The sequence below is a fragment of the Serratia sp. Tan611 genome (assembly GCF_905188235.1).
In the GTDB taxonomy this organism is placed as follows: domain Bacteria; phylum Pseudomonadota; class Gammaproteobacteria; order Enterobacterales; family Enterobacteriaceae; genus Serratia_B; species Serratia_B rhizosphaerae.
The window spans coordinates 1,093,223-1,119,604 of the sequence record NZ_LR994655.1; the positions used below are offsets into that span (position 1 = coordinate 1,093,223).

Annotated in this window: 24 protein-coding genes; 15 read left to right on the top strand and 9 right to left on the bottom strand. The window is 58.8% G+C overall.

Going from position 1 to position 26,382, the window contains the following annotated elements:
* The first annotated feature begins 257 nt into the window (after nucleotides 1-257).
* Together brnQ and proY are read left to right on the top strand one after the other, a co-directional pair.
* On the top strand, nucleotides 258-1,574 hold the full coding sequence (brnQ, locus tag TAN611_RS05100; RefSeq protein WP_105229986.1) for a branched-chain amino acid transport system II carrier protein: 1,317 nt from the start codon (nucleotides 258-260) through the stop codon (nucleotides 1,572-1,574).
* A gap of 72 nt (nucleotides 1,575-1,646) precedes the next feature.
* Complete coding sequence (gene proY, locus TAN611_RS05105) at nucleotides 1,647-3,038, top strand: proline-specific permease ProY (protein WP_111737639.1); 1,392 nt, start codon at nucleotides 1,647-1,649, stop codon at nucleotides 3,036-3,038.
* Nucleotides 3,039-3,740: 702 nt separating this feature from the next.
* Here the strand turns inward: proY and TAN611_RS05110 are convergent.
* Together TAN611_RS05110 and TAN611_RS05115 are read right to left on the bottom strand one after the other, a co-directional pair.
* Nucleotides 3,741-3,998: a hypothetical protein gene (locus TAN611_RS05110; protein WP_203067363.1), complete on the bottom strand. Its 258-nt coding sequence runs from the start codon at nucleotides 3,996-3,998 to the stop codon at nucleotides 3,741-3,743.
* Between the two features lie 130 nt (nucleotides 3,999-4,128).
* Nucleotides 4,129-5,400, bottom strand: coding sequence for a mechanosensitive ion channel family protein (locus TAN611_RS05115; RefSeq protein ID WP_203067364.1), 1,272 nt, complete (start codon nucleotides 5,398-5,400; stop codon nucleotides 4,129-4,131).
* Nucleotides 5,401-5,642: 242 nt separating this feature from the next.
* Between TAN611_RS05115 and malZ the strand changes: the two genes are divergently transcribed.
* Nucleotides 5,643-7,463 carry a maltodextrin glucosidase gene (gene malZ / locus TAN611_RS05120; RefSeq protein WP_203067365.1) on the top strand — a complete coding sequence of 607 codons (1,821 nt, stop codon included), beginning with the start codon at nucleotides 5,643-5,645 and terminating at the stop codon, nucleotides 7,461-7,463.
* A gap of 37 nt (nucleotides 7,464-7,500) precedes the next feature.
* Here malZ and ggt read toward each other — a convergent pair whose 3' ends face one another.
* The 3 genes from ggt to TAN611_RS05135 form a co-directional block, all read right to left on the bottom strand.
* Complete coding sequence (ggt, locus tag TAN611_RS05125; RefSeq protein ID WP_203067366.1) at nucleotides 7,501-9,264, bottom strand: gamma-glutamyltransferase; 1,764 nt, start codon at nucleotides 9,262-9,264, stop codon at nucleotides 7,501-7,503.
* Between the two features lie 206 nt (nucleotides 9,265-9,470).
* A complete protein-coding gene (locus TAN611_RS05130; protein ID WP_054305460.1) occupies nucleotides 9,471-10,073 on the bottom strand; it encodes a peroxiredoxin C in 603 nt (200 codons plus the stop codon).
* Between the two features lie 253 nt (nucleotides 10,074-10,326).
* A complete protein-coding gene (locus TAN611_RS05135) occupies nucleotides 10,327-10,908 on the bottom strand; it encodes an ACP phosphodiesterase (protein WP_105229992.1) in 582 nt (193 codons plus the stop codon).
* A gap of 145 nt (nucleotides 10,909-11,053) precedes the next feature.
* On the opposite strand from TAN611_RS05135, the gene queA reads away from it, so the two are divergent.
* The 5 genes from queA (at nucleotide 11,054) to secF (ending at nucleotide 16,532) form a co-directional block, all read left to right on the top strand.
* Nucleotides 11,054-12,124, top strand: coding sequence for a tRNA preQ1(34) S-adenosylmethionine ribosyltransferase-isomerase QueA (gene queA, locus TAN611_RS05140; RefSeq protein ID WP_105229993.1), 1,071 nt, complete (start codon nucleotides 11,054-11,056; stop codon nucleotides 12,122-12,124).
* A 71-nt stretch (nucleotides 12,125-12,195) separates the two neighbouring features.
* Complete coding sequence (gene tgt / locus TAN611_RS05145; RefSeq protein WP_105229994.1) at nucleotides 12,196-13,320, top strand: tRNA guanosine(34) transglycosylase Tgt; 1,125 nt, start codon at nucleotides 12,196-12,198, stop codon at nucleotides 13,318-13,320.
* Nucleotides 13,321-13,348: 28 nt separating this feature from the next.
* A complete protein-coding gene (gene yajC, locus TAN611_RS05150) occupies nucleotides 13,349-13,681 on the top strand; it encodes a preprotein translocase subunit YajC (RefSeq protein WP_004949246.1) in 333 nt (110 codons plus the stop codon).
* Between the two features lie 24 nt (nucleotides 13,682-13,705).
* On the top strand, nucleotides 13,706-15,553 hold the full coding sequence (gene secD / locus TAN611_RS05155; protein WP_111737635.1) for a protein translocase subunit SecD: 1,848 nt from the start codon (nucleotides 13,706-13,708) through the stop codon (nucleotides 15,551-15,553).
* A gap of 10 nt (nucleotides 15,554-15,563) precedes the next feature.
* Nucleotides 15,564-16,532, top strand: a complete 969-nt coding sequence (gene secF, locus TAN611_RS05160) for a protein translocase subunit SecF (protein WP_105229996.1) — start codon at nucleotides 15,564-15,566, stop codon at nucleotides 16,530-16,532.
* 74 nt (nucleotides 16,533-16,606) lie between these two features.
* Here secF and TAN611_RS05165 read toward each other — a convergent pair whose 3' ends face one another.
* Nucleotides 16,607-17,152: a DUF3251 domain-containing protein gene (locus TAN611_RS05165; protein ID WP_203067367.1), complete on the bottom strand. Its 546-nt coding sequence runs from the start codon at nucleotides 17,150-17,152 to the stop codon at nucleotides 16,607-16,609.
* Nucleotides 17,153-17,349: 197 nt separating this feature from the next.
* Between TAN611_RS05165 and nrdR the strand changes: the two genes are divergently transcribed.
* The 6 genes from nrdR to pgpA all read left to right on the top strand — a co-directional run bounded on the left by nrdR (nucleotide 17,350) and on the right by pgpA (nucleotide 21,592).
* On the top strand, nucleotides 17,350-17,799 hold the full coding sequence (nrdR, locus tag TAN611_RS05170) for a transcriptional regulator NrdR (RefSeq protein WP_021180191.1): 450 nt from the start codon (nucleotides 17,350-17,352) through the stop codon (nucleotides 17,797-17,799).
* An 11-nt stretch (nucleotides 17,800-17,810) separates the two neighbouring features.
* Nucleotides 17,811-18,920, top strand: coding sequence for a bifunctional diaminohydroxyphosphoribosylaminopyrimidine deaminase/5-amino-6-(5-phosphoribosylamino)uracil reductase RibD (gene ribD / locus TAN611_RS05175; RefSeq protein ID WP_105229998.1), 1,110 nt, complete (start codon nucleotides 17,811-17,813; stop codon nucleotides 18,918-18,920).
* A gap of 99 nt (nucleotides 18,921-19,019) precedes the next feature.
* Nucleotides 19,020-19,490, top strand: coding sequence for a 6,7-dimethyl-8-ribityllumazine synthase (gene ribE, locus TAN611_RS05180; RefSeq protein WP_015671170.1), 471 nt, complete (start codon nucleotides 19,020-19,022; stop codon nucleotides 19,488-19,490).
* A gap of 20 nt (nucleotides 19,491-19,510) precedes the next feature.
* Nucleotides 19,511-19,927, top strand: a complete 417-nt coding sequence (gene nusB, locus TAN611_RS05185) for a transcription antitermination factor NusB (RefSeq protein WP_105229999.1) — start codon at nucleotides 19,511-19,513, stop codon at nucleotides 19,925-19,927.
* 182 nt (nucleotides 19,928-20,109) lie between these two features.
* Entirely contained in the window at nucleotides 20,110-21,087 is a 978-nt protein-coding gene (thiL, locus tag TAN611_RS05190; protein ID WP_105230000.1) for a thiamine-phosphate kinase, read from the top strand.
* 37 nt (nucleotides 21,088-21,124) lie between these two features.
* Nucleotides 21,125-21,592 (top strand): phosphatidylglycerophosphatase A, encoded by a 468-nt coding sequence (gene pgpA, locus TAN611_RS05195; protein WP_370576259.1) that lies wholly within the window; start codon nucleotides 21,125-21,127, stop codon nucleotides 21,590-21,592.
* Between the two features lie 36 nt (nucleotides 21,593-21,628).
* On the opposite strand, the gene dxs is transcribed toward pgpA, so the two are convergent.
* From dxs to xseB, 3 genes are all read right to left on the bottom strand, one after another.
* Nucleotides 21,629-23,494, bottom strand: a complete 1,866-nt coding sequence (dxs, locus tag TAN611_RS05200; RefSeq protein ID WP_105230002.1) for a 1-deoxy-D-xylulose-5-phosphate synthase — start codon at nucleotides 23,492-23,494, stop codon at nucleotides 21,629-21,631.
* A gap of 85 nt (nucleotides 23,495-23,579) precedes the next feature.
* On the bottom strand, nucleotides 23,580-24,482 hold the full coding sequence (gene ispA / locus TAN611_RS05205; protein ID WP_105230003.1) for a (2E,6E)-farnesyl diphosphate synthase: 903 nt from the start codon (nucleotides 24,480-24,482) through the stop codon (nucleotides 23,580-23,582).
* Nucleotides 24,483-24,488: 6 nt separating this feature from the next.
* The gene (gene xseB / locus TAN611_RS05210; RefSeq protein ID WP_203067368.1) at nucleotides 24,489-24,755 is read right to left on the bottom strand and encodes an exodeoxyribonuclease VII small subunit; all 267 of its coding nucleotides are present in this window, start codon (nucleotides 24,753-24,755) and stop codon (nucleotides 24,489-24,491) included.
* Between the two features lie 160 nt (nucleotides 24,756-24,915).
* Between xseB and thiI the strand changes: the two genes are divergently transcribed.
* Nucleotides 24,916-26,364: a tRNA uracil 4-sulfurtransferase ThiI gene (thiI, locus tag TAN611_RS05215; RefSeq protein ID WP_105230005.1), complete on the top strand. Its 1,449-nt coding sequence runs from the start codon at nucleotides 24,916-24,918 to the stop codon at nucleotides 26,362-26,364.
* The last annotated feature ends 18 nt before the right edge of the window (nucleotides 26,365-26,382 follow it).

Below are 26,382 nucleotides of genomic sequence, written 5' to 3' on the forward strand. Positions count from 1 at the left end.
TTTCCCCGTGAGCCTTGCCTTTTGGCGCTATAAACGTTTTACTTACCCTCCGTTGTTGGACTAATCCTCCATTTTATAACTTCTAACATTCTGCCCATCTTCAAGAGTGGTCAATTTCGCATAAGGACAAAACGCCCGAGCGGTATGCGTTTTCTTGCTCTTATTGCTCTTGTGATGAAATGGCAGGCCGACAGCGAAATGGCGAACCGCCATGAAAAGAACGTTTTTTTTCATTTGAACAGGCAACACGACATCCTATGAGTCATCGTTTAACGTCAAAAGATATTCTGGCATTAGGTTTTATGACCTTTGCCTTATTTGTCGGCGCCGGGAATATTATTTTCCCGCCGATGGTGGGGCTGCAGTCCGGCGAACACGTCTGGATCGCGGCGCTGGGCTTTTTGATTACCGCCGTCGGCCTGCCGGTGATGACGGTGATCGCGCTGGCGCGCGTCGGCGGCGGCGTTGACGCCCTGAGTACGCCGATCGGCCGCACCGCCGGCCTGTTGCTGGCGACCGTCTGCTACCTGGCCGTCGGCCCGCTGTTTGCGACGCCGCGCACCGCGACCGTGTCGTTTGAAGTGGGGATTGCCCCGCTGACCGGCGACGGCGCGACGCCGCTGCTGATTTACAGCCTGGTGTACTTCGCGCTGGTGATCGGTATTTCCCTCTATCCGGGCCGCCTGCTCGACACCGTCGGCCATATTCTGGCGCCGCTGAAAATTGTCGCGTTGGGCGTGCTGGGCATCGCCGCGCTGCTCTGGCCGGCCGGTTCGCCGATTCCGGCGGTGGATGCCTATCAGCATGTGCCTTTCTCTTCCGGCTTTGTGAATGGTTATCTGACCATGGATACGCTGGGGGCGATGGTATTCGGCATCGTGATCGTCAACGCCGCGCGTTCACGCGGGGTGAAGGACAACGGCCTGCTGACCCGTTACACCATTTTTGCGGGGCTGATCGCCGGTGTCGGCCTGACGCTGGTCTACCTGAGCCTGTTTAAACTGGGTTCCGGCAGCGGCGTGTTGGTGCCGGACGCCACCAACGGCGCGGTGATCCTGCATGCCTACGTGCAGAACACCTTTGGTAGCCTGGGCAGCTTCTTCCTGGCGGCGCTGATCTTTATCGCCTGTATGGTGACCGCGGTCGGCCTGACCTGCGCCTGCGCCGAGTTCTTTGCCCAGTACCTGCCGTTCTCTTATAAAACGCTGGTGTTTATTCTGGGGCTGTTCTCGATGTTCGTCTCCAACCTGGGCCTGAGCCACCTGATTCACCTCTCGATTCCGGTGCTGACCGCCATTTATCCGCCGTGTATCGTGCTGGTGGTATTGAGCTTCACCCTGCGGATGTGGAATAGTGCGCCGAAGGTGATTTCGCCGGTGATGCTCGTCAGCCTGTTGTTTGGTATCCTTGACGCGGTGAAGGCCGCCGGCTTCGAGAATCTGCTGCCGGCATGGAGCACGCACCTGCCTCTGGCAGGTCAGGGATTGGCATGGCTGCCGCCTTCCGTACTGATGCTGGTACTGGCCGCCATCTACGATCGGGTATGCTCGCGCTCTGAAGCGACCGCGCATTAATTCTTCCCGGTCTGATTTTGAGGCCACGGACTTGTCCGTGGCTTTTTTGTGTATAAGAAGACAGGTCTTTAAATGCAACAGGAATCAGTAACACCCGCCGCCAATAAGTTGAAACGTGGCCTCAGCACGCGCCACATCCGCTTTATGGCGCTCGGGTCGGCGATTGGCACCGGGCTGTTCTACGGCTCCGCCGACGCCATTAAAATGGCGGGGCCCAGCGTACTGCTGGCGTATCTGATCGGCGGCGTGATCGCCTTTATCATTATGCGCGCGCTGGGGGAAATGTCGGTCAATAACCCGCAGGCCAGCTCTTTCTCGCGCTATGCGCAGGATTACCTTGGCCCGATGGCCGGCTATATCACCGGCTGGACCTACTGTTTTGAGATTTTGATCGTCGCTATTGCCGACGTGACCGCGTTCGGCATCTATATGGGGGTGTGGTTCCCGGAGGTACCGCACTGGATTTGGGTGCTGAGCGTGGTGCTGATTATCGGCGCGATCAACCTGATGAGCGTGAAGGTCTTCGGCGAGCTGGAGTTCTGGTTCTCGTTCTTTAAAGTGGCCACCATCATTATCATGATTGCCGCCGGTATCGGCATTATCATCTGGGGCATCGGCAACGGTGGGCAGCCGACCGGCATTCATAACCTGTGGAGTAACGGCGGCTTCTTCAGCCACGGCGTGATGGGCATGATACTGTCGCTGCAGCTGGTGATGTTCGCCTACGGCGGCATTGAAATCATCGGTATTACCGCCGGTGAGGCCAGCGACCCGAAAAAATCGATTCCGAAGGCGATCAACTCGGTGCCGTGGCGCATTCTGGTGTTTTACGTCGGCACGCTGTTCGTGATTATGTCGATTTATCCGTGGAACCAGGTCGGTACCAGCGGCAGTCCGTTTGTTCTGACCTTCCAGCATATGGGCATCACCATTGCGGCCGGTATCCTCAACTTTGTGGTGATTACCGCGTCGCTGTCGGCGATTAACAGCGATGTGTTCGGCGTCGGCCGTATGCTGCACGGTATGGCGGAACAGGGCCACGCGCCGAAAGTATTCAGCAAAGTTTCCAAACGCGGTATCCCGTGGGTGACTGTCGTGGTGATGATGGCGGCGCTGCTGATAGCGGTGTACCTCAACTACATCATGCCGGAAAGCGTGTTCCTGGTGATCGCTTCGCTGGCGACCTTCGCGACCGTGTGGGTGTGGATTATGATCCTGTTCTCGCAGATTGCGTTCCGCCGCAGGCTGAACAAACAGCAGGTGAAAGATCTGGCGTTCCCGCTGCGCGGCGGGGTGTTTACTTCGACGATCGCCATTATCTTCCTGGCCTTTATTATTGGCCTGATTGGCTATTTCCCGACTACCCGCGTGTCGTTGTACGCCGGTCTGGTGTGGGTGGTGGTGCTGCTAGTGGGGTACTGGGTGAAGGTGAACCGCCAGAAGAAGCGTGCGCAGACGGCGTAAGGTTTCCGTTACGGGGGATTTTGTCAATTTAACGGTGGTTTTCGGTCGTTAAGCCTTCGTAGGTTTATGTGACCCCGGTGACTCGACCGAGTCAGGGGCCGAAGGCGCGGCCCCTGACCACCCGCGCCCTCGCCAGGCCAGGCGGTTGGCTGCGCCAACTGCCCTCACTCATTCTCGGCGCATCACGGCCGGCTGCGACAAGCGTCCCTGCTTGCCTCGCCTAAAACCGCCGTCCATGGCGGTTTTGCCTATGCGCCGTTCCTTCGTTCGGCGCCTTCTATGGCGGTCACCCACCGTGCACATTCCAGCAATGTCTTCGTCTGTAAATTATGAATGTCAAAATCTGAGGTTAACTATCCCGGTAATGGCAGATTCGGGTGTTGACCTTTAGCGCGCATCACGGGCTGCCGAACAAGGAACCTGAGCCAGGGGCAACCGGACAGGGATGTCCGGTTGAGGCGGCACAGGCAGGGATGCCTGTAGAGCCGACCCGCCCGGCGACGGTGACGCCGTGAGGGTACCCGCGAAGCGGGCAGAACGTGCCTAAGCGCGGGCGCGGGTGCAGGGGCCGCGCCCACGGCCCCTGCAATTGCCGTTTATCGTAGTTACAGAGAAATACCGTACGTTTACGGCAATTCCAATCACACTGAGCCTACAGATTGCCGTGCAATAACGATGTCACTAGAGCTTCATTGAATCTTGCTATTTATCTTCAGTATCTCCACGTTCGGCAGCGCGGGTTTCGCCGCGCGTGAGGGGCGTGGGGGATTCCTCGCCTTCACTGGCGTAGCGCGTCAGCGCGTCACGGATATCCCGCATATCGCGGCTTAAGGCGCTCAGCGCCGGCTGTAGCGTGACCTTCAGGTTCCCTTCAACGCGTGCGGCGCTGTGCAGGCAGCCGATAAACAGCAGCGTGCTGAGCAGCGTGAAAAAGCGATGTTTGAGCTGTGTTAAGTGCATGCGTTCTCCCCCGGTGGTTGAGTATTCGCTGCATTAACGCCGTTTTAGCGCGGAAAGAAAAGAGGGGGGAGATATCTGCTGGCAATCAGAGCAGGATAATTACCAGCAGAAATAATTACGTCAGTTTCGGTCAGGAAACGTCGGCCGTCGGGCGGATATCTTTCAACAGGCCGCGCATATCGTTACCGGTCGGCGTCTGATGAATACGCAGGTCGAACTCTTCAATCACCGCATAGATATGGTCGAAAATATCCGACTGGATACTCTCGTACTGCGCCCAGACCGTGGTGTTGGTAAAGGCGTAGATCTCCAGCGGCAGCCCCTCCGGCGTCGGTGCCAGCTGACGCACCATCAGCGTCATATGCTGGTGGATGTGCGGGTGGGCGCGCAGATAGGCTTCCAGATAGGCGCGCAGCGTGCCCAGATTGGTCAGGCGGCGGCCGTTGAGCGGCGAGCTGAGATCCACCTGCGCCTGCTGATTATATTGTTGCAGCTCTTCCGTTTTGTTGTTCAGGTAGTGCTGCAGTAGCGGGTTGCGGTTCAGGCGCTGCTCTTCCTGCTCGGAGAGGAAGTGCACGCTGGTGGTGTCGATATTGATGCTGCGTTTGATGCGACGACCGCCGGATTCTGACATGGAGCGCCAGTTTTTAAACGAATCGGAGATCAGCGCGTAGGTCGGGATGGTGGTGACGGTGTTATCCCAGTTGCGCACTTTGACCGTGGTCAGGCCGATATCGGTGACCGCGCCGTCGGCGCCGTATTTCGGCATCTCCAGCCAGTCGCCGATTTTCAGCATATCGTTGGCGGACAGCTGGATGCCGGCCACCAGGCCCAGGATCGGATCCTTAAACACCAACATCAGCACCGCGGTCATGGCGCCCAAACCGCTGAGCAGCAATAGCGGCGATTTACCCATCAACAGCGAGACGATCATAATGCCGATTAACACGGCGGCGATCAGCTTCACGCTCTGGAAAATGCCGCGCAGCGGCAGCTGATTGGCCGCCGGGCTTTCGCGCAGCACCGCCAGCAGGGTATCCAGCAGCGAGAACAGCGTCAGCAGGGCGTAGGCCATGATCCACACCTGCGCGGCGGTGACGATTACCGCCTGGGTCTGAGTGCCGCTGTGCAGCCATAACAGCGCCTGCAGGTTGATGATCACGCCCTGCAGCAGCAGCGCCGCGCGCTGGAACAGTTTGTACTGGGTCAGCGCCTGTTGCCAGACGCGCTGCGACTGCTGGCCGCGGCGCTGAATGGCCGCCAGCACTACGCGGTGCAGGATAAAGTGGATAACCACCGAAATCAGGGCGATCAGCACCAGTACCAGCACCAGCACCAGCGACATGATGTCGGTAAATTCGATGCCAAACTGATCTAACCATTGAGCAATCCGTTGTTGCATAGCTCCTCCATAAAACGTGTTAACAATAGCCACTAAGCGGATAGGGGCGTAAGCCTATAGCCCGTGCCGCGTAATGTGTACCGGTTTACCAATTTTTACATTAAGTTAGCACGATTTCCTCCTCTCAGCCTCCCGACTCCTCCCCCGTTTTTATCGCTGACAGATGAGTGACGGGAGCGTGCGGCGTGGCATGGTGGGCGCAATTCACGGTTATTTGCGCTGGCAACAGCGGGAGGAACGTTATGCTGGAAGCCTGGCATCTGCCGGTGCCGCCGTTTGTGGAAAAGAATGGGCAGCAGTTGGATATCACGCTGTGGTTGCAGGCTTCAATGCCGCCTCTGCAGGTATTGCTGCGTGCGGAACCGGATAATGAAGAGTGGCTGCTGCCGATGGCGGCGCAGGCCGTTGACGGTCGGCTGTGCTATCGCGCCAGCCTGACGCTGAATGAAGGAGAGGCGACGCGGCGCTACTGCTTTAAGCTGCTGTGGGCCGACCGCCAGCGCTGGTTCGGCCCGTTAGGCTGGTCGCTGACGCCGCCGGATCAACTGACGCAGTTTGCGCTCGACGAGCCGGACGACGGCCCGGGCTGGGTGGCGGATCGACTGTTTTACCAGATATTCCCCGATCGCTTCGCCAGCAGCGGCGGCGCACATGGGATACAGAGCGGCAGTTACGTGCATCATGCCGCCGGTACGCCGGTGGAGCGGCGCAGCTGGCAGCAGCCGTTGGACGAACGGCTGGCGGCGTCGACCTTTTACGGCGGCGATCTGGACGGCATTATTATGAAGCTGCCCTATCTGCAGCAGTTGGGCGTCACCGCGCTCTACCTCAATCCGATTTTCACCGCCCCCAGCGTGCATAAATACGATACCGAGGATTACTATCAGGTGGATCCGTACCTGGGCGGCAACGCGGCGCTGCGACGCTTGCGAGTAAGCACTCACAAAATAGGGATGAAACTGCTGCTGGACGGCGTATTTAACCATACCGGCGATTCGCATCCGTGGTTCGATCGCCACCGGCAGGGTGAAGAGGGCGCCTGCCACCACCCGGATTCCCGCTACCGTAACTGGTTTAACTTTTATCCCGACGGCACCGCATTAACCTGGAAAGGCAACGCCAGCCTGCCGAAGCTGAATTACGCCGAGCCGCAGGTAGCGGCGGCGATCTATGGTGATGCCGACAGCGTGGTGCGTCACTGGCTGAAGCCGCCGTACAGCATTGACGGCTGGCGGCTGGACGTGGTGCATATGCTTGGGGAGAACGGCGGCGCCGGCGGTAACCTGCGCCATTTGGCGGGCATCTATCAGGCGGCCAGAGAGGAGAATCCTGCCGCCTATCTGCTGGGTGAGCATTTTGGCGATGCGCGCCGCTGGCTGCATGCCGGCGTAGAAGATGCGGCGATGAACTATATGGGCTTTGCCCTGCCGCTGCGGGCGTTTCTGGCGGGGGTTGATGTGGCGCGTCATCCTGTCGATTTGGACGCCGCCGCCGTTGCAACATGGATGGACAGCTACCGCGCCGGTCTGCCGCATAACCGTCAGCTGATCATGTTCAATCAGCTCGACAGCCATGACACGCCGCGCTTTTTGACCCTGCTGGGCGGTAATATGGCGCGGATGTGCATGGCGGCGGTGTGGCTGATGAGCTGGATCGGCGTGCCCTGCCTGTATTACGGCGATGAAGTGGGGTTGGACGGTGAGAATGACCCGCTGTGCCGTAAGCCGTTTCCCTGGGATGAGAGCCTCTGGGAACGGCCGCTGCTGGCGCTGTTTCAGCGGATGGCGGCACTGCGCAAGCAAAGTCTGGCGCTGCGGCGCGGCGGCTGTCAGGTGCTGTTCGCGCAGGGGGAGACGCTGGTGTTTGTACGTACTTACCAGCAGGAGCGCGTGCTGGTGGCGCTGCAGCGCGGCGGCGGTAATCAGGCGGTGCGGCTGGCATATAGCCCGCTGCTGACGCCGGGCGACTGGCGGAGGCTGGAAGGCGAGGGCGAACTGTCGGCGTGCGATGGCGGCCTGTCGCTGCGTCTGGCCGCGGAATCGGCGAGCGTCTGGCGGCTTTAGCGAAAAGAACGGGGGCCGAGCGGCCCCCGGGATGGCATCAGTAGCCGATCGCCGCGCCGGCCGGGCGGCGTACGTCGTTAGCGCCGTACAGATAGCCTTCGCGCACCTTGCCGGAGACCGCCGAATCATTGCCGGAGTTGGCCGGCGTCACGCCCGCCGCGTCCGGCAAACCGACCAGAATCAGTTCGGCCGCCCCCCATGGCGTCTGCTCCACCATTTTGTAACCCATCTTCTGCAGCAGATTCAGCGTATCCGCGGAGACGCCGCGCTGTTCGTAGTAGACCTCGTCAGGCAGCCACTGGTGGTGAATGCGCGGCGCATCCACCGCCTCCTGCGGCGCCATACCGTGGTCGATCACGTTAAGCGCGGTCTGCAGCGTGATGGTGATAATGCGCGAACCGCCCGGTGAGCCGAGCACCATAAAGATTTTATTGTCTTTGGTCACCAGCGTCGGGCTCATCGACGATAGTGGGCGCTTACCGGGGGCGATGGCGTTGGCGGTGCCCTGCACCAGCCCATAGAGGTTTTTCTCGCCGACCTTCACGGTAAAGTCATCCATTTCGTCATTGAGGAAGAAACCGGTGCCGGGGGCGATCACCACCGCGCCGAAGCGGCCGTTGACCGTATAGGTGGTTGATACCGCATTGCCGTCATGATCGACGATGGAGTAGTGAGTGGTTTCCGGCTTTTCATGCGGCTCCATGCCGGGCTGCACGTTTTCCGACGGCGTTGCCTTGCCGGGGACGATTTGCTTGCGGATTTGCTCGGCATAGCTTTTGCTGACCAGCCGGTCGATCGGGTTGTTGATAAAGGCCGGGTCGCCGAGATAGGTGTTGCGATCCATATAGGCGTGGCGCATGGCTTCGGTCATGGTGTGGATGGCCGCCGCCGAGTTAAAGCCCATGCTTTTCAGATCGTAGCCTTCCAGGATATTCAGCGTTTCGCACAGCGTAACGCCGCCGGAGCTTGGCGGCGGCGATGAGACGAACTTATAGCCGCGGTAGCTGCAGGTAATCGGCGCCGTTTCGGTGACTTTGTAGTTGGCGAAGTCGGCCGCGGTCAGAATACCGCCGCCCTTGCGGGCTGCCGCTTCCACCGCCTGCGGAATTTTACCGTGGTAGAAGGCGTCCGGCCCCTGTTTGGCGATGGCTTCCAGCGTATTGGCCAGATCGGCCTGCACCAGACGATCGCCCGGCTGCAGCGCGCTGCCGTCTTTACGCAGGAAGATTTTGGCCGCTTCGGGGTCCTGCTTAAAGCGAGCGACGGTGGTATCAAGGATATCGGTATCGGCGCGCGTCAGCACAAAGCCTTCCCGCGCCAGCTTGATGGCCGGCGCCATCACCTGTTCGCGGCTCAGCTTGCCGTATTTTTTGCGCGCGGTTTCCATGCCCAGCACGGTGCCCGGTACGCCGGCGGCCAGGTAGCCGTACAGGCTGGCGCCTTTTTTCACTTTGCCGTCGGCGTCCAGGTACATATTGGCGCTGGCCGCCGCCGGCGCGGTTTCACGGAAGTTGATAAAGGTATCGGTGCCGTCGGCCAGATGGACGGTCATAAAACCACCGCCGCCGATATTGCCGCAGCAGGGGTTAACCACCGCCTGCGCGTAGCCGACGGCCACGGCGGCATCCACCGCATTACCGCCCATTTTCAGAATGTCGACGCCCACCTGTGAGGCTAGACGTTGCGAGGTGACCACCATACCCTGCCGTGCTTCTACCGCCGGCGTGGAGGCGGCGTGCAGGCTGCCGCTGACCAGCAGCGCCGCCATGGTCAGGGGTTTACTCCATTTATGCAAAAACATTGATATTCCTACCCTGTCAGTTTTTTATTATCAGGCTCTGCAAAGAACAGGCCAGCGGTTACAGCGTAGCGCCATGGCGCGGCACGTGCTGAAAATTGACGGGAGAATGTGAACCAAAACAAGGAAAACGTGGCGGGGTTGCACAACAAAAGGGCATAAAAAAACCGGCCAGCAAGGCTGACCGGTAGATAACGCTAGGGCTGAAATTACAGCTTGGCAGCGTTTTCAGACAGGTATTTAGCAACGCCGTCTGGAGACGCGCCCATACCTTCTTTACCTTTTTCCCACTGAGCCGGGCACACTTCGCCGTGCTCTTCATGGAACTGCAGCGCATCAACGGTGCGGATCATTTCGTCGATGTTACGGCCGATTGGCAGATCGTTAACGATCTGAGAACGCACGATGCCGTCTTTGTCGATCAGGAAAGAACCACGCAGCGCAACGCCCGCTTCCGGGTGCTCGATGCCGTAAGCTTTCTGGATTTCACGCTTAACGTCAGCAACCATTGCGTATTTCACTTCACCGATGCCGCCGTTTTCAACAGGGGTTTTACGCCATGCGTTGTGAACGAACTCGGAGTCGAAGGAAACGCCAACCACTTCTACGCCACGCTTCTGGAACTCTTCATAGCGGTGATCGAAAGCGATCAGCTCTGAAGGGCACACGAAGGTGAAGTCCATTGGCCAGAAGAACAGTACGGCTGGTTTGCCGTTCAGGTGTTTTTTCAGGTTGAAGTTTTCAACGATTTCGCCGTTACCAAGTACGGCAGCTGCGGTGAAGTCAGGGGCTTGACGAGTTACCAGGACCATGATTACTCCTGTAATAGTAGTTAAGGGTTAATGTCTGCCCGAGGAGGTAAACCGCGGGCAAAAACTTGGGCCAGTATAGGGGCCTTGCGTTGGCGAATAAAGGTTAAAAACGCCAATCATTGAGATAGTTTTTATCTATCGATATCAGTAATTAATACAGCGAGCTTTAAAAATAACCTTTTCCGGCAAAAGGGCAAGCGTTAACGGCAAAATTGTTGTCAGGCGGCGTTGTCACGCGCGCTTGCCGGCCCTGCTACAGGCGTTTGGCCTGTGCCTGACGCATCAGTTGAGGATAAAACTGCCAGAACTGTGTTTCAAGCTGATGATAGTGGCGTTCTACGTCGGCGAAAGAGCCGCCCAGCGCCGCCAGCCGCGGTCGCCGACTGGCCATGCCGCGCAGCACCTGAGCGATAAACGGCAGTTCGGCGTAGCGCTCCAGCCAGCGTTCTGACCAGAGGTAATGGTTCAGGGTCTGAAAACGCTCGGGCGTTTGCGCCAGATGAGGAACGATTTGATCGCGCGCCTGGCGGGTAAAATCACTGAGCGGACGCGCCGGCTCGATCTGCCGCCAGTGGCGCGCCAGAAAGTGGTCCCACACCACATCGAGCGTGATGGGCGCCACGCGGCGATAGTCGGCGCCAAAGTAATCGCGGCTCTGTTTAACCTGCGGCAGCGAGTCCGTCAGGACGTCAATACGGCGGTGCAGCATAATGCCTTCCGCCACCTCTGGCGCATAGTCCGCCGCCGGGTTGCCGCGCACAAAGTCGGCCAGCAGGTTACCCAGCAGCGAGCTGTCCGCCAACTGGGCCAAATGGAGATGAGCAAGGAAATTCATCCGGTCACTATACCTTAAAGTGGGTTATCTTGAGGCACCGTTCTGTGCCATAACGGTGGCGCGCGGGAAATTCGCCTTATTCCTTGCTGCCTTTCCCCCATGGCTTTAGACTATAGCGCCTATTTTTTTAGCTGAAGTGAATACCATGCGCGTCGCCGATTTTTCCTTTGAACTTCCCGAGTCTTTGATCGCCCGTTACCCGCAGGCGCAGCGCAGCGGCTGTCGCCTGCTGCAGTTGGACGGGCCAAGCGGTGAACTGACGCACGGCGTGTTCACCGACCTGCTGGATAAATTGGAGGCCGGCGACCTGCTGGTGTTTAACAATACCCGGGTGATCCCGGCGCGCATCTTCGGCCGTAAGGCCAGCGGCGGCAAGATTGAGGTGCTGGTGGAGCGCGTACTGGACGACAGCCGGGTGCTGGCGCACGTGCGCGCCTCGAAGGCGCCGAAACCGGGCGCTGAGTTGCTGCTGGGCGATGACGAAAGCATCGCTGCGACCATGGTGGCGCGTCATGACGCCCTGTTTGAGCTGCGTTTCGACGATGAGCGTGACGTGTTCGCCATTTTGAATGATGTTGGCCATATGCCGCTGCCGCCGTATATCGACCGGCCGGACGAAGACGCCGACCGCGAGCTGTATCAGACCGTCTACAGCGAAAAGCCGGGCGCGGTGGCGGCGCCGACCGCCGGCCTGCACTTTGACGAGCCGCTGCTGGCGGCGTTGCGCGCCAAGGGCGTGGAGATGGCGTTCGTCACCCTGCATGTTGGCGCCGGCACCTTCCAGCCGGTGCGGGTGGACAGCATTGAAGATCACATTATGCATGCCGAGTATGCCGAAGTGCCGCAAGAGGTCGTGGATGCGGTACTGGCCTGTAAAGCGCGCGGCAAACGGGTGATTGCCGTCGGCACCACCTCGGTGCGCTCGCTGGAGAGTGCCGCCGCTGCCAGCAAGGACGCGCTGATTGCGCCGTTCTTCGACGATACCAGCATCTTTATCTATCCGGGGTATCACTATCAGGTGATCGATGCGCTGGTGACCAATTTCCACCTGCCGGAATCGACGCTGATCATGCTGGTTTCCGCCTTTGCCGGCTACCAGAACACTATGCATGCCTATCAGCAGGCGGTGGCCGAGCAATACCGTTTCTTCAGTTACGGCGATGCGATGTTTATCAGCCGTAACCCGCAGGCGGAAAACGAATCCGTCGGCGAGTAAGTTTCCGGGCCGCGCCGGTGCGTGGTCCTGTATTAATGACATCAGACTGTTTCTCTGATGCTGGAGGATAAGTGAAGTACGAATTAGATACTACCGATGGCCGCGCGCGTCGCGGCCGCCTGGTCTTTGAGCGCGGCGTGGTGGAAACGCCGGCCTTTATGCCGGTCGGCACCTACGGCACCGTAAAGGGCATGACGCCGGAAGAAGTGAAAGAGACCGGCGCGCAGATTTTGCTGGGCAACACTTTCCACCTGTGGCTGCGTCCGGGGCAGGAGATCATGAAGCTGCACGGCGACCTGCATGACTTTATGCAGTGGCCCGGCCCGATCCTCACCGACTCCGGCGGTTTCCAGGTGTTCAGCCTGGGGGCGATGCGCAAAATCAAGGAAGAGGGCGTTTACTTCCGTAACCCGATCAACGGCGACAAAGTGTTCCTCAGCCCGGAAAAATCGATGGAAATCCAGTATGACCTGGGTTCTGACATCGTGATGATTTTTGACGAGTGCACGCCGTACCCGGCTGACTGGGATTACGCCAAGCGTTCGATGGAGATGTCGTTGCGCTGGGCGCAGCGCAGCCGTCAGCGTTTTGACGAGCTGAACAATAAAAATGCGCTGTTCGGCATTATTCAAGGCGGCGTTTACGAAGATTTACGTGATGTTTCAGTAAAAGGGCTGGTGGAGATCGGCTTTGATGGTTACGCTGTGGGCGGTTTGGCGGTAGGTGAGCCAAAAGAGGACATGCACCGTATTCTCGAACATGTTTGCCCGCAAATTCCGGAAGATAAGCCTCGCTATCTGATGGGCGTCGGCAAGCCGGAAGACCTGGTGGAAGGCGTGCGTCGCGGCATTGATATGTTTGACTGCGTGATGCCGACGCGTAATGCGCGTAACGGCCATCTGTTCGTGACCGACGGTGTGGTAAAAATCCGCAATGCCAAGCACAAGGATGATACTTCTCCGCTGGACAGCGAGTGTGATTGTTACACCTGTCGCAATTACAGCCGCGCCTACTTGCATCATCTCGACCGTTGCAACGAAATACTCGGTGCCCGTTTGAATACCATTCATAACCTTCGCTTTTACCAGCGTCTGATGGCGGGTTTACGCCAGGCCATCGAAGAGGGTAAATTAGAGGCGTTTGTTGCGGACTTCTACGGTCGGATCGGTAAACCGGTTCCGCCTTTAAATGTTTAATAATTGATAACTTAATGAGGGAATTTCAATGAGCTTTTTCATTTCTGACGCCGTCGCATCCGCAGGAGCTCCGGCTCAGGGAAGCCCGTACTCTCTGATCATTATGCTGGTGGTATTCGGCCTGATCTTCTACTTCATGATCCTGCGCCCGCAGCAAAAGCGCGCCAAAGAGCATAAAAAACTGATGGACTCCATCGGCAAGGGTGATGAAGTGCTGACCACCGGCGGTCTGATCGGTCGCGTTACCAAAGTGGCCGATACCGGCATTATCGCTATTGCGCTGAACGACACCACGGAAGTGATGATCAAGCGTGACTTCGTGGCGGCCGTTCTGCCGAAAGGTACCATGAAGGCCCTGTAATTTTTTTTCCCGAAGGGAATTGCCGTGCTAAACCGTTATCCTTTGTGGAAGTATCTGATGCTGATCGTGGTGATCGCCGTCGGTCTGCTTTATGCGCTTCCCAACATTTATGGTGAGGATCCGGCCGTACAAATCACTGGCGCGCGCGGTGTCGCCGCCAGTGAAACTACGCTGGACCAGGTCCGTACCGTATTAGAAAAAGACCATATCGAGAGCAAGTCGATCGCGCTGGAAGAAGGCGCCATCCTGGCTCGCTTTAAAGATCCTGACGTTCAGCTGCGGGCGCGTGAAGCCCTGATGTCGGCGCTGGGCGATAAGTACGTCGTGGCGCTGAACCTTGCGCCGGCGACGCCGCGCTGGCTGTCCATGCTGGGCGCCGAGCCGATGAAACTGGGCCTTGATTTGCGTGGCGGCGTGCACTTCCTGATGGAAGTTGACATGGATACCGCGCTCAGCAAGCTGCAGGAACAGACCATCGACACCCTGCGCAGCGACCTGCGTGAAAAGGGCATCCCTTACGCGTCTATCCGCAAGCTGGACAACAACGGCGTTGAGGTTCGCTTCCGCGATAACGACGCGCGCGATCGGGCTATCAGCTATATGACGCCGCGTCAGCGCGACTACGTGTTCTCCTCTAACGGCAGCAACGTCATGAAGGTCACCCTGACCGATGCGCGTCTGAGCGAAGCGCGCGAATATGCCGTGCAGCAGAACATCACCATCCTGCGTAACCGCGTCAACCAACTGGGCGTCGCCGAGCCGCTGGTGCAGCGTCAGGGTTCTGACCGCATCGTGGTTGAACTGCCGGGCATCCAGGACACCGCGCGCGCCAAAGAGATTCTGGGCGCTACCGCGACGCTGGAGTTCCGTCTGGTTAACACCAACGTTGACGCCACCGCAGCGGCCAACGGCCGCGTGCCGGGCGATTCGGAAGTGAAGAACACCCGTGAAGGCCAGCCGATCGTGCTGTACAAGCGCGTGATTCTGACCGGTGACCATATCACCGACTCCACCTCGACCATGGACGAGTACAACCAGCCGCAGGTTAACATCTCGCTGGACAGCGCCGGCGGCAACTCGATGTCCAACTTCACCAAGGACAACATCGGCAAGCCGATGGCGACCCTGTTTGTGGAATATAAGGACAGCGGCAAGAAAGACGCCAACGGCCGTGCGGTGCTGGTGAAGCAGGAAGAAGTGATCAACGTGGCGAACATTCAGTCGCGTCTGGGCAACAGCTTCCGCATTACCGGTATCGGCAACCCGAACGAAGCACGTCAGCTGTCGCTGCTGCTGCGTGCCGGTGCGCTGATTGCGCCGATCCAGATCGTGGAAGAGCGTACCATCGGCCCGACCCTGGGGATGCAGAACATCGAACAGGGCCTGGAAGCTTGCCTGTGGGGCCTGGTGGCGTCCATCGTGTTTATGGTGGTGTGGTACCGTAAATTCGGCGTGATTGCGACCAGCGCGCTGGTGGTCAACCTGGTGCTGATCGTCGGCGTGATGTCGCTGTTACCGGGTGCAACGCTGACCATGCCGGGGATTGCCGGTATCGTTCTGACGCTGGCGGTGGCGGTTGACGCCAACGTACTGATTAACGAACGTATCAAGGAAGAGCTGAAGAACGGGCGTTCCGTTCAGCAGGCGATCCATGAGGGCTATAAAGGCGCGTTCTCCAGTATTATCGACGCCAACATCACGACGCTGATCACCGCGATTATTCTGTACGCAGTGGGCACCGGTTCGATTAAAGGCTTTGCGATTACCACCGCGATCGGCGTGGCGACGTCCATGTTTACCGCGATTGTCGGTACCCGTGCCATCGTCAACCTGCTTTACGGCGGCAAACGCATTAACAAGCTGTCTATCTGAGGAGTGCGTTGTGGCACAGGATTATACTGTTGAGCAACTCAACTACGGCCGTAAAGTCTATGACTTTATGCGCTGGGACTATCTGGCTTTCGGCATCTCGATTGTGGTGCTGATCGCCTCTATCGCCATCATGTCGGTGCGCGGCTTTAACTGGGGACTGGATTTCACCGGCGGTACGGTGATTGAAATCAACCTGGAGCAGCCGGCAAACCTTGACCTGATGCGCGATACGCTGGAAAAGGCCGGGTTCCAGGACCCGGTTATCCAGAACTTCGGCAGCAGCCGCGATGTAATGGTGCGCATGCCGCCGGTTACCGGCAATGCGGGCCAGGAGCTGGGCAACAAAGTGATCGGCGTTATCAATGAGTCGGTGGATAAGAATGCGACCGTGAAGCGTATCGAGTTCGTCGGCCCGAGTGTGGGCAGCGAACTGGCGCAGACCGGCGGCATGGCGCTGCTGGTGGCGCTGATCTCGATTCTGATCTACGTCGGTTTCCGCTTTGAATGGCGCCTGGCGGCCGGTGCGGTTATCGCGCTGGCGCACGACGTGGTGATTACCCTCGGCGTGCTGTCGCTGTTCCATATCGAGATTGACCTGACCATCATCGCTTCCCTGATGTCGGTTATCGGTTACTCGCTGAACGACAGCATCGTGGTGTCAGACCGTATTCGTGAGAACTTCCGCAAGATTCGCCGCGGTACGCCTTACGAAATTGTCAACGTGTCGCTGACCCAGACGCTGAGCCGTACGCTGATGACCTCCGGCACCACGCTGGTGGTGGTGCTGATGCTGTATATCTTCGGCGGCGCGATGCTGCATGGCTTCTCGCTGGCGATGCTGATCGGCGTCTCCATCGGTACCATTTCCTCTATCTACGTCGCCTCTGCGCTGGCGTTGAAACTGGGAATGAAACGCGAACACATGCTGCAGCAGAAAGTGGAGAAAGAGGGCGCCGATCAGCCTTCTATCCTGCCTTAATCTGCTGTACGTTCAGCGGAATAAAAGAGCGCCGGTTGGCGCTCTTTTTTTATGCACGGTTGCCGGCGGCTGAGTTATCGGCTTTCGGCGGTGAGCGGCTCAACGCTGTGCAGGCGGATATAGCCCAGCTGTTCCGGCGTGATGTCGCTGAAGCGCAGCTCGAAACTTTGCGTGGTTCTCGCCAGCAGCGAGTCGCTGTTTTGAATCGGCTGGGACAGCGCGCCGGCATTTTGCAACTGGCCGTTGTCATCCAGCCGTCCCCACTCCACCATCGCCTTGAAGGCGGGCAGCGTTTTGCCGGACAGCGTGCGGATATGCAGCACCGCCTGCGAGCCGTTGGCTTCGCTTTTTACCCGATCCAGCGCGACGCTGAGTTCGCCGATATTGCTCTGCAGTCGTGCCGGCGTGTTGGCGGCAGGCAGCAGATAGACGCCGCTGGTCGAACCTTGGTTCAGCTGTTTCTGGCGTTCCAGCGCCGTAGCCTGTTCGGTCAGCGTGGTGACTTTTTGGCTCAGCTCGCCGACCTGGTTGCGCAGGTTCGGCACGTCGCGGTTTTGCGCGCAGCCGGCAAGCAAAATCAGGGCGGTAAGCAGGCAGACTTTAGGATAACTGATTGTCATGGCGGCGATTCCCTATTCAATGACTCCTGTTATCAGCTTAGTCGGAATGTGCCGGAAAGTCATGTTTGACGCAGAGTATCGCCGGGGCGTGAAGCACGTTTCGTCAGTGCGTGGCAACAAATGCCCGGTACCCTTTGTTATGGTGAAAGTTCGGGGTAAACTGTGCGTCATTATGAGAACGCTTATCAGGACCTGTTATGCATTGCCCTTTTTGCGCTGCTGTTGATACCAAAGTGATAGATTCCCGTCTGGTCGGCGATGGATCGCAGGTGCGCCGTCGCCGCCAGTGCCTGGTTTGCAACGAACGTTTTACCACCTTTGAAGTGGCCGAACTGGTCATGCCGCGGGTGATTAAAAGTGATGAAGTCCGCGAGCCATTCAATGAAGACAAGCTGCGTCGCGGCATGCTGAAGGCGTTGGAAAAACGCCCGGTCAGTTCCGATGACGTTGAAAACGCCATCAACCACATCAAATCCCAACTGCGTGCCACCGGCGAACGCGAAGTGCCGACCAAAATGGTCGGCAATCTGGTGATGGACGCGCTGAAAAAGCTCGATAAGGTGGCGTATATCCGCTTTGCCTCGGTGTACCGCAGCTTCGAAGATATCCGCGAGTTCGGCGAAGAGATCGCCAAACTGCAAGACTGACAGGATTGCTGATGCCTAACGATCAACTGTATATGGCGCGTGCGTTTGAACTGGCGCGTCTGGGCCGTTTTACCACGGCGCCGAACCCCAACGTCGGTTGTGTGATCGTGCGCGATGGCAAGATCGTCGGTGAAGGCTACCATTTACGTGCGGGTGAACCGCATGCGGAAGTGCATGCATTGCGTATGGCCGGGGAACTGGCGCGCGGCGCGACCGCCTATGTCACGCTGGAGCCCTGCAGCCACCACGGCCGTACGCCGCCGTGCGCCGATGCGCTGATCAATGCCGGCGTCAGCCGCGTGGTGGCGGCGATGCAGGATCCGAACCCGCAGGTGGCGGGGCGCGGTCTGTACCGCCTGCAGCAGGCGGGCATCGACGTCAGCCATGGCCTGATGCTGGCGGAGGCCGAAGCGGTGAACCGCGGTTTCCTCAAACGGATGCGCACCGGTTTTCCCTATGTGCAGCTGAAGCTGGGGGCGTCGCTTGACGGGCGCACCGCGATGGCGTCGGGCGAAAGCCAGTGGATTACCTCGCCGCAGGCGCGCCGTGACGTGCAGCGTCTGCGGGCGGAAAGCGCGGCGATCCTCAGCACCAGCGCCACCGTCCTGGCGGACGACCCTTCGCTGACCGTTCGCTGGGATGAGCTGGACGCCGATACGCAGCGCCGCTACCCGCGTGACAATCTGCGCCAGCCGCTGCGCATTATTCTTGACAGTCAGAACCGCGTCACGCCGCAGCACCGGGTGGTGCAGCAGCCGGGCGCGACCTGGCTGGCGCGGCTGCAGCCTGACCAGCAGGCGTGGCCGGAAGGCGTGGAGCAGCTGACGCTGCCGGCGCACGGTGGCGGTATCGATCTGGTGGTGATGATGATGCAGCTGGCCAAGCGCCAGGTGAACTCCGTCTGGGTCGAGGCCGGCGCGCAGCTGTCCGGCGCGTTGCTGCAGGCCGGGCTGGTGGATGAGCTGATTGTGTACGTTGCGCCGAAGCTGCTCGGCGATAATGCCCGCGGGCTGTGTCACCTGCCTGGCCTGGAACGGCTGGCGGAGGCACCGGAGTTCGTGTTCAGCGACGTGCGGCAGGTCGGTCCTGATTTGCGGTTGCGCCTGACGGCGAAACAGTGATTGCCTGGCGGCTTTGCAAAAAGCGCCGCGCAGGCGGCCAAAGAATATGATAGAATCCGCCCCCCTGCGGGGTATTGAACCCATTTTTAAGGAAAGTCCATGAAAGTTATCGAAGGTGTTGTTGCTACTCCTAATGCTCGTGTGGCGATCGCAATTGCACGTTTTAACAATTTCATCAACGACAGCCTGCTGGAAGGCGCCATCGACGCGCTGAAACGTATTGGCCAGGTTGCAGACGACAATATCACCGTTGTCTGGGTGCCGGGCGCTTACGAGCTGCCGCTGACCGCAAAAGTGCTGGCCAACACCGGCAAATACGATGCCATTATTGCACTGGGCACCGTGATCCGCGGGGGCACCGCGCACTTTGAATATGTGGCGGGCGAAGCCAGCTCCGGCGTGGGCAGCGTGGCGCTGAGCAGCGAGATCCCGGTGACTTTCGGCGTGTTGACCACCGAAAGCATTGAACAGGCGATCGAGCGTGCCGGCACCAAAGCGGGCAACAAAGGCGCAGAAGCCGCCCTGACCGCACTTGAAATGATTAATGTTATTAAAGCTGTTAAAGCCTGAATTTAGTTAAGGGGAATTCCGTGAAACCTGCTGCTCGTCGCCGCGCTCGTGAGTGCGCTGTTCAAGCGCTTTACTCTTGGCAGTTGTCTAAAAACGACATTGCCGATGTTGAATTACAGTTCCTGACGGAGCAGGACGTCAAAGACGTTGACGTCGCCTATTTTCGCGAGCTGCTGTCCGGCGTGGCGATGAATGCGGGTACGTTGGACGCGCTGATGACGCCTTACCTGTCTCGCCAGCTGGAAGAGCTGGGCCAGGTGGAAAAAGCCATTCTGCGCGTGGCGCTGTTTGAGCTGAAAATGCGTGAAGATGTCCCTTACAAAGTGGCAATTAACGAAGCGATCGAACTGGCGAAAGTGTTCGGCGCCGAAGATAGTCACAAATTTGTGAACGGCGTGCTGGATAAAGCGGCGCCTCACATCCGCAAGAAAAAATAAATGATGTGGCCGCTCTGCGGCCCATTTTATTCCGGCGTTTGTTCAACACTGTCATTGCACGTTAGGGCATATCTCACGCCCATAAAAATCATTTGCTAACCACGGGCTGCAGGCCCTGGCCGCTGAACATATTGCTGCGAGCCGGCTTGTCAGCACAGCGATTCTTTATTGGAATATTTACCATGGCATGCGGCGAATTTGACCTTATTGCCCGCTATTTTGACCGGTTCAAGAGTTTGCGCCGGGACGTACAGTTGGGCATTGGAGATGACTGCGCACTCCTGACAGTGGCAGAAAAACAGCTTTTAGCCATCAGCACCGATACCCTGGTTGCCGGGGTGCACTTCCTGCCGGATATCGATCCGGGCGATCTCGGTTACAAAGCCCTGGCGGTAAACCTGAGCGATCTGGCCGCCATGGGCGCGGATCCGGCCTGGTTGTCGCTGGCCCTGACGCTGCCGGAGGTGGATGAAGCGTGGCTGAAAGCCTTTAGCGATGCCCTGTTCGAACAGCTGAATTACTACGGCATGCAGCTGATCGGCGGTGATACCACGCGCGGGCCGCTCAGCATGACCCTGACCATCAACGGCCTGGTGCCGGCGGGGCGGGCTTTACGCCGCGACGGCGCGCGTATCGGCGACTGGATCTATGTGACCGGTACGCTGGGCGACAGCGCCGCCGGGCTGGCGTTGCTGCAACAGCGGTTGGCGGTGGATGATATGACGGCGCGCGATTATCTGCTGGCCCGTCATCTGCGTCCGCAGCCGCGGGTGTTGCAGGGACAGGCGTTGCGCGATCTGGCCAGCGCGGCGATCGATATTTCCGATGGTTTAATCTCTGATTTACAGCATCTGTTAACCGCCAGCCAGTGCGGCGCGCGCATCGATCTGGACGAATTGCCGCTGTCGCAGGCGCTGACCGAGCATACCGACAGCGAACAAGCGCTGCGCTGGGCGTTAACCGGCGGTGAAGATTACGAACTGTGCTTCACGGTGCCGGAGATCAACCGCGGTGCGCTGGACGTGGCGTTGAGCCATCTGGGCGCCGACTACACCTGTATTGGTCAGATTGGCCCGGAAGCGGAAGGCGTCAAATTCTTCCGTGATCATGAAGCGGTGGAGCTGCCTTGGCGGGGCTTCGACCATTTCAGCAGCAAATAGGGAAATCCGCGTGGATGAAGCAAAACGCCGGTTGCGCATGAGCAACCCCTGGCATCTGCTGGCGACCGGTTTCGGCAGCGGACTGTCGCCGGTGGTGCCGGGTACGATGGGATCGCTGGCGGCTATTCCGTTCTGGCTGCTGCTGATACAGCTGCCGTGGCAGCTTTATTCGCTGATCGTGATGTTCAGCATCTGTATCGGTGTCTATCTGTGCCACCAGACGGCGAAAGACATGCGTGTGCACGACCACGGCAGTATCGTCTGGGATGAGTTTGTCGGTATGTGGATCACGCTGATGGCGCTGCCGGTGAATGACTGGCGCTGGGTTGCCGTTGGTTTCGTGCTATTTCGCATTCTGGATATGTGGAAGCCCTGGCCGATCCGTTGGTTTGACCGCAATGTGCACGGCGGTATGGGCATTATGATCGACGATATCGTCGCCGGCGTGATCGCCGCAGGGATGATCTACCTGCTGGGGCATCACTGGCCCGTCGCTCTGTTCTGAGATAAAACAAGGGCGCCTTGCGGCGCCCTTTATTGATTATTCAGCCAGCCAGTCTTCTATCTGACGTTGGATACCGGCGGCGTCCAGGCCGAGGTCGCTGCGGATCTCCTCTTGGCTGCCCTGCGGGACAAAGCTGTCCGGCAGGCCGAGATTCAATACCGGCACCAGACGGCGTTTCGCCATCAGCAGCTCGTTTACGCCGCTGCCGGCGCCGCCCATAATGGCGTTTTCTTCCAGCGTGACCAGCAGCTCATGGCTGGCGGCCATCTCCAGCACCAGCTCCTCATCCAGCGGCTTCACGAAGCGCATATCCACCAGCGTGGCGTTTAAAGCCTCGGCGGCCAGCTGCGCTTCCGGCATCAGGGTGCCGAAGTTGAGAATGGCAACCTTTTCCCCTTCACGGCGTACGATGCCTTTGCCGATCGGCAGTGACGTCAGCGGTTCCTGAGCGGCGCCGGTACCGCTGCCGCGCGGATAGCGCACCGCGCTCGGGCCGTCCTGATAGTGGTAGCCGGTGTACAGCATCTGGCGGCACTCATTCTCATCGCTTGGCGTCATGATCACCATATTGGGGATGCAGCGCAGGAAAGAGAGATCGAACGCCCCTTGGTGGGTCTGGCCGTCGGCGCCGACGATGCCGCCACGGTCGATGGCGAACAGCACCGGCAGCTTCTGGATCGCCACATCGTGGATCACCTGATCGTAAGCGCGCTGCAGGAAGGTGGAGTAGATGGCCACCACCGGCTTGTAGCCGCCGATCGCCAGGCCGGCGGCAAAGGTGACCGCGTGCTGTTCGGCGATGGCGACGTCAAAATACTGCTGCGGATAGTCGCGTGAGAACTGCACCATGCCGGAGCCTTCGCGCATTGCCGGGGTAATTGCCATCAGCTTGTCGTCTTTGGCGGCGGTTTCACACAGCCACTCGCCGAAGATCTTGGAATAGGTCGGCAGGCCGCCGGCGCTTTTCGGCAGCGTGCCGCTGGCCGGATCGAATTTTGGCACCGCGTGGAAGCTGATCGGGTCTTTTTCTGCCGGGGCATAGCCGCGCCCCTTTTTGGTCATGATATGCAGCAGCTGCGGCCCTTTCAGATCGCGCATGTTCTTCAACGTCGTGGCCAGCGCCTGCACGTCGTGGCCGTCGACCGGGCCGATATAGTTGAAGCCCAGCTCCTCGAACAGCGTGCCCGGCACCACCATCCCTTTGAGATGCTCTTCGGTGCGTTTGACCAGCTCTTTGATCGGCGGCAGGCCGGACAACACCTTCTTGCCGCCCTCGCGCAGCGTGGAGTAGAGCTTGCCGGACAATAGCTGCGCCAGATGGTTATTCAGCGCGCCGACGTTCTCGGAAATCGACATTTCGTTGTCGTTCAGGATCACCAGCATGTCCGGATCGATATCGCCGGCGTGGTTCATGGCTTCGAACGCCATACCGGCGGTGATGGCGCCATCGCCGATCACGCAGACGGTGCGGCGGCCTTTGCCTTCGCGCTCCGCCGCCACCGCCATGCCGAGGCCAGCGCTGATCGAGGTGGAGGAGTGGCCGACGGACAAGACGTCGTATTCACTCTCATCGCGCCACGGGAAAGGGTGCAGGCCATTTTTTTGCCGAATGGTCGAAATGCGGTCGCGGCGTCCGGTCAGAATTTTATGTGGGTAGGCCTGATGGCCGACGTCCCACACCAGATGGTCGAACGGCGTGTGGTAAACGTAGTGCAATGCCACCGTCAGTTCGACGGTACCCAGCCCGGAAGCAAAGTGGCCGCTTGAGCGGCTGACGCTGTCCAGCAGATATTGCCGCAGCTCATCACACAGCTTCGGCAGGCTTTCTTTTGGCAGCGAGCGGAGTTCCTCGGGGTTTTCCGCCAGCGCCAGCGTCGGGTATTTGGCTATATCAAGACTCATTCGATACTCATATCAGAGGTATGCCATCGCGCAACGGCCGCAGCGTCGGGGCCGCGGCGGCGTTAAATGGCGATAACGTCACACGTTAATTGTCGCGTTCAATAATAAAGCTGGCCAACGCGCGCAATGATGCGGTGTTGTATGATTGCGCCGCCAGCGTATCCAGAGCGCTCAAGGCTTCCTGATACAGATCCCGGGCTTTGGCCCTGGCATTGTCCAGGCCCAGCAGCGCGGGATAGGTGCTTTTTCCGTGTTGCTGATCGGCGCCTTGGCGTTTTCCTATTTTTGCAGTGTCGCCGATGACGTCGAGAATGTCATCCTGAACCTGAAACGCCAGGCCGATGGCCGCCGCGTAGCGATCCAGTTCGGCCAGCGCCGCACGCCCCGGCTCGCCCGCCGCCAGCGCGCCCAGACGCACGGCTGAGCGGATCAGCGCACCGGTTTTGTGGCGGTGAATTTGCTCCAGTTCTTCCAGATTAATCTGACGGTCTTCTGCTGCAAGATCCAAGGCCTGACCGCCACACATGCCGGCCACGCCGCTGGCGCCGGCCAGTTCCGACACCATCGCCAGGCGGTCGCGCATTGCGACATCCGGCATCTCGGCGTCGGCCAGAATGGAGAAGGCCAGCGTCTGCAGCGCATCGCCGGCCAGAATCGCACTGGCTTCATCAAATTTGAGGTGGCAGGTAGGCTGGCCACGGCGCAGGTCGTCGTCGTCCATCGCCGGCAGATCGTCATGGATCAAAGAATAGGCGTGGATACATTCTACCGCCGCCGCCGGCGCATCGAGGTTGTCCGACGGCACGCCGAACATCTCGCCGGTGGCATACACCAGGAACGGGCGCAGACGCTTACCGCCCAGCAGGGCGCCATAGCGCATGGCTGCCACCAACCGGCCGTCGTTAAACGGCAGCGGGGCGATAAAGTCCAGCAGGGCGCGATCGGCGCGCTGACGATAGCTTTGTAGCTGGCTGTTGAAGTCAGACATCAATCATTACTCGGCGTTCGGGGTGAAAGGCGTTAATGCGGTATCGTCGTCGTCGCTGTCGTTCAGCAGAATTTGCACGCGCTGTTCCGCCTGCTGCAGTTTTTGCTGACCCTGACGCGCCAGCTGTACGCCGCGCTCAAATTCGTTGAGCGCCTCTTCCAGCGGCAATTCGCCCGCTTCCAGGCGCGTCACAATGCTTTCCAGTTCGGTCAGGGAGTGTTCAAAACTGACATTTTGCTCTGTACTGTCTGATTGTGCGGGTTTTTTCGGCATAATTTTCTTGTTACGTCATCAGGTGAACCGAGGGGCCAGAGCCTATCCTAGCGGATCTTGATTAGCAAATCATGGCGTGCTCGTGTGGTTTTGTGCGCAGAGCTTCATCAGAAAGTGATATACTGCGCCCCGTTAATTTTATCTGACCATAAAGACCGCCATGAAGTTTATCATTAAATTGTTCCCGGAAATCACCATCAAGAGTCAATCTGTGCGCTTGCGCTTCATAAAGATTCTTACCACCAACATTCGTAATGTCCTGAAGCAGTATGATGAAAACCTGGCGGTGGTCCGGCACTGGGACTTTATTGAAGTCCGCGCCAAAGATGAAAACCAGCGTCCGGCGATCGCCGACGCGCTGACGCGCATCCCCGGTATCCACCATATTCTTGAAGTGGAAGACCGCGCCTACACCGATATTCACCATATCTTCGAGCAGACGCTGGAAACCTATCGCGAACGGCTGGAAGGCAAGACCTTCTGCGTGCGCGTGAAGCGCCGCGGCAAGCAGGACTTCAGTTCTCAGGACGTGGAGCGTTACGTCGGCGGCGGCCTGAACCAGCATATAGAGAGCGCACGGGTCAAACTGAACCATCCGCAGGTGACCGTCAATCTTGAGATTGAAGATGACAAACTGATGATGGTGAAAGCGCGCCGCGAAGGTATCGGCGGCTACCCGATCGGCACTCAGGAAGACGTGATGTCGCTGATCTCCGGCGGTTTTGACTCCGGCGTTTCCAGCTATATGCTGATGCGTCGCGGCTGCCGGGTGCACTATTGCTTCTTCAACCTGGGCGGCGCCGCGCATGAGATCGGTGTCAAGCAGGTGGCGCATTATCTGTGGAACCGCTTCGGCAGCTCGCACAAGGTGCGTTTCGTGGCGATCGATTTTGAGCCGGTGGTGGGCGAAATTCTGGAAAAAGTCGACGACGGCCAGATGGGCGTGGTGCTCAAGCGAATGATGGTACGCGCCGCGTCCAAAGTGGCGGAGCGCTATGGCGTGCAGGCGCTGGTTACCGGCGAAGCGCTGGGACAGGTATCCAGCCAGACGCTGACCAACCTGCGTCTGATCGATAACGCGTCGGATACGCTGATCCTGCGTCCGCTGATTTCCCACGATAAAGAGCACATCATCAACGTGGCGCGCCAGATCGGCACCGAAGATTTTGCCAAAACCATGCCGGAATATTGCGGGGTGATCTCCAAGAGCCCGACGGTAAAAGCGGTGAAGGCGAAGATCGAAGAAGAAGAAGGCAACTTCGATTTCGAGATCCTCGAGCGGGTCGTGCGCGAAGCGCGCAACGTGGATATCCGCACCATCGCCAGCGAAACCCAGGAACAGGTCACGGAAGTAGAAACCGTGGCGGCATTCAATGCCGATCAGGTGATTCTGGATATCCGCTCGGTGGACGAACAGGACGAAAAGCCGCTGCAGCTGGAGCAGGTTGAGGTGAAACCGCTGCCGTTCTACAAGCTGGGCACCCAGTTCGGCGATCTGGATCAGAGCAAAACCTACCTGCTATATTGTGAACGCGGCGTGATGAGCCGCCTGCAGGCGCTGTATCTGCTGGAGCAGGGGTATACCAATATTAAAGTGTATCGCCCTTAATCCCCTTCATCTTTCGCG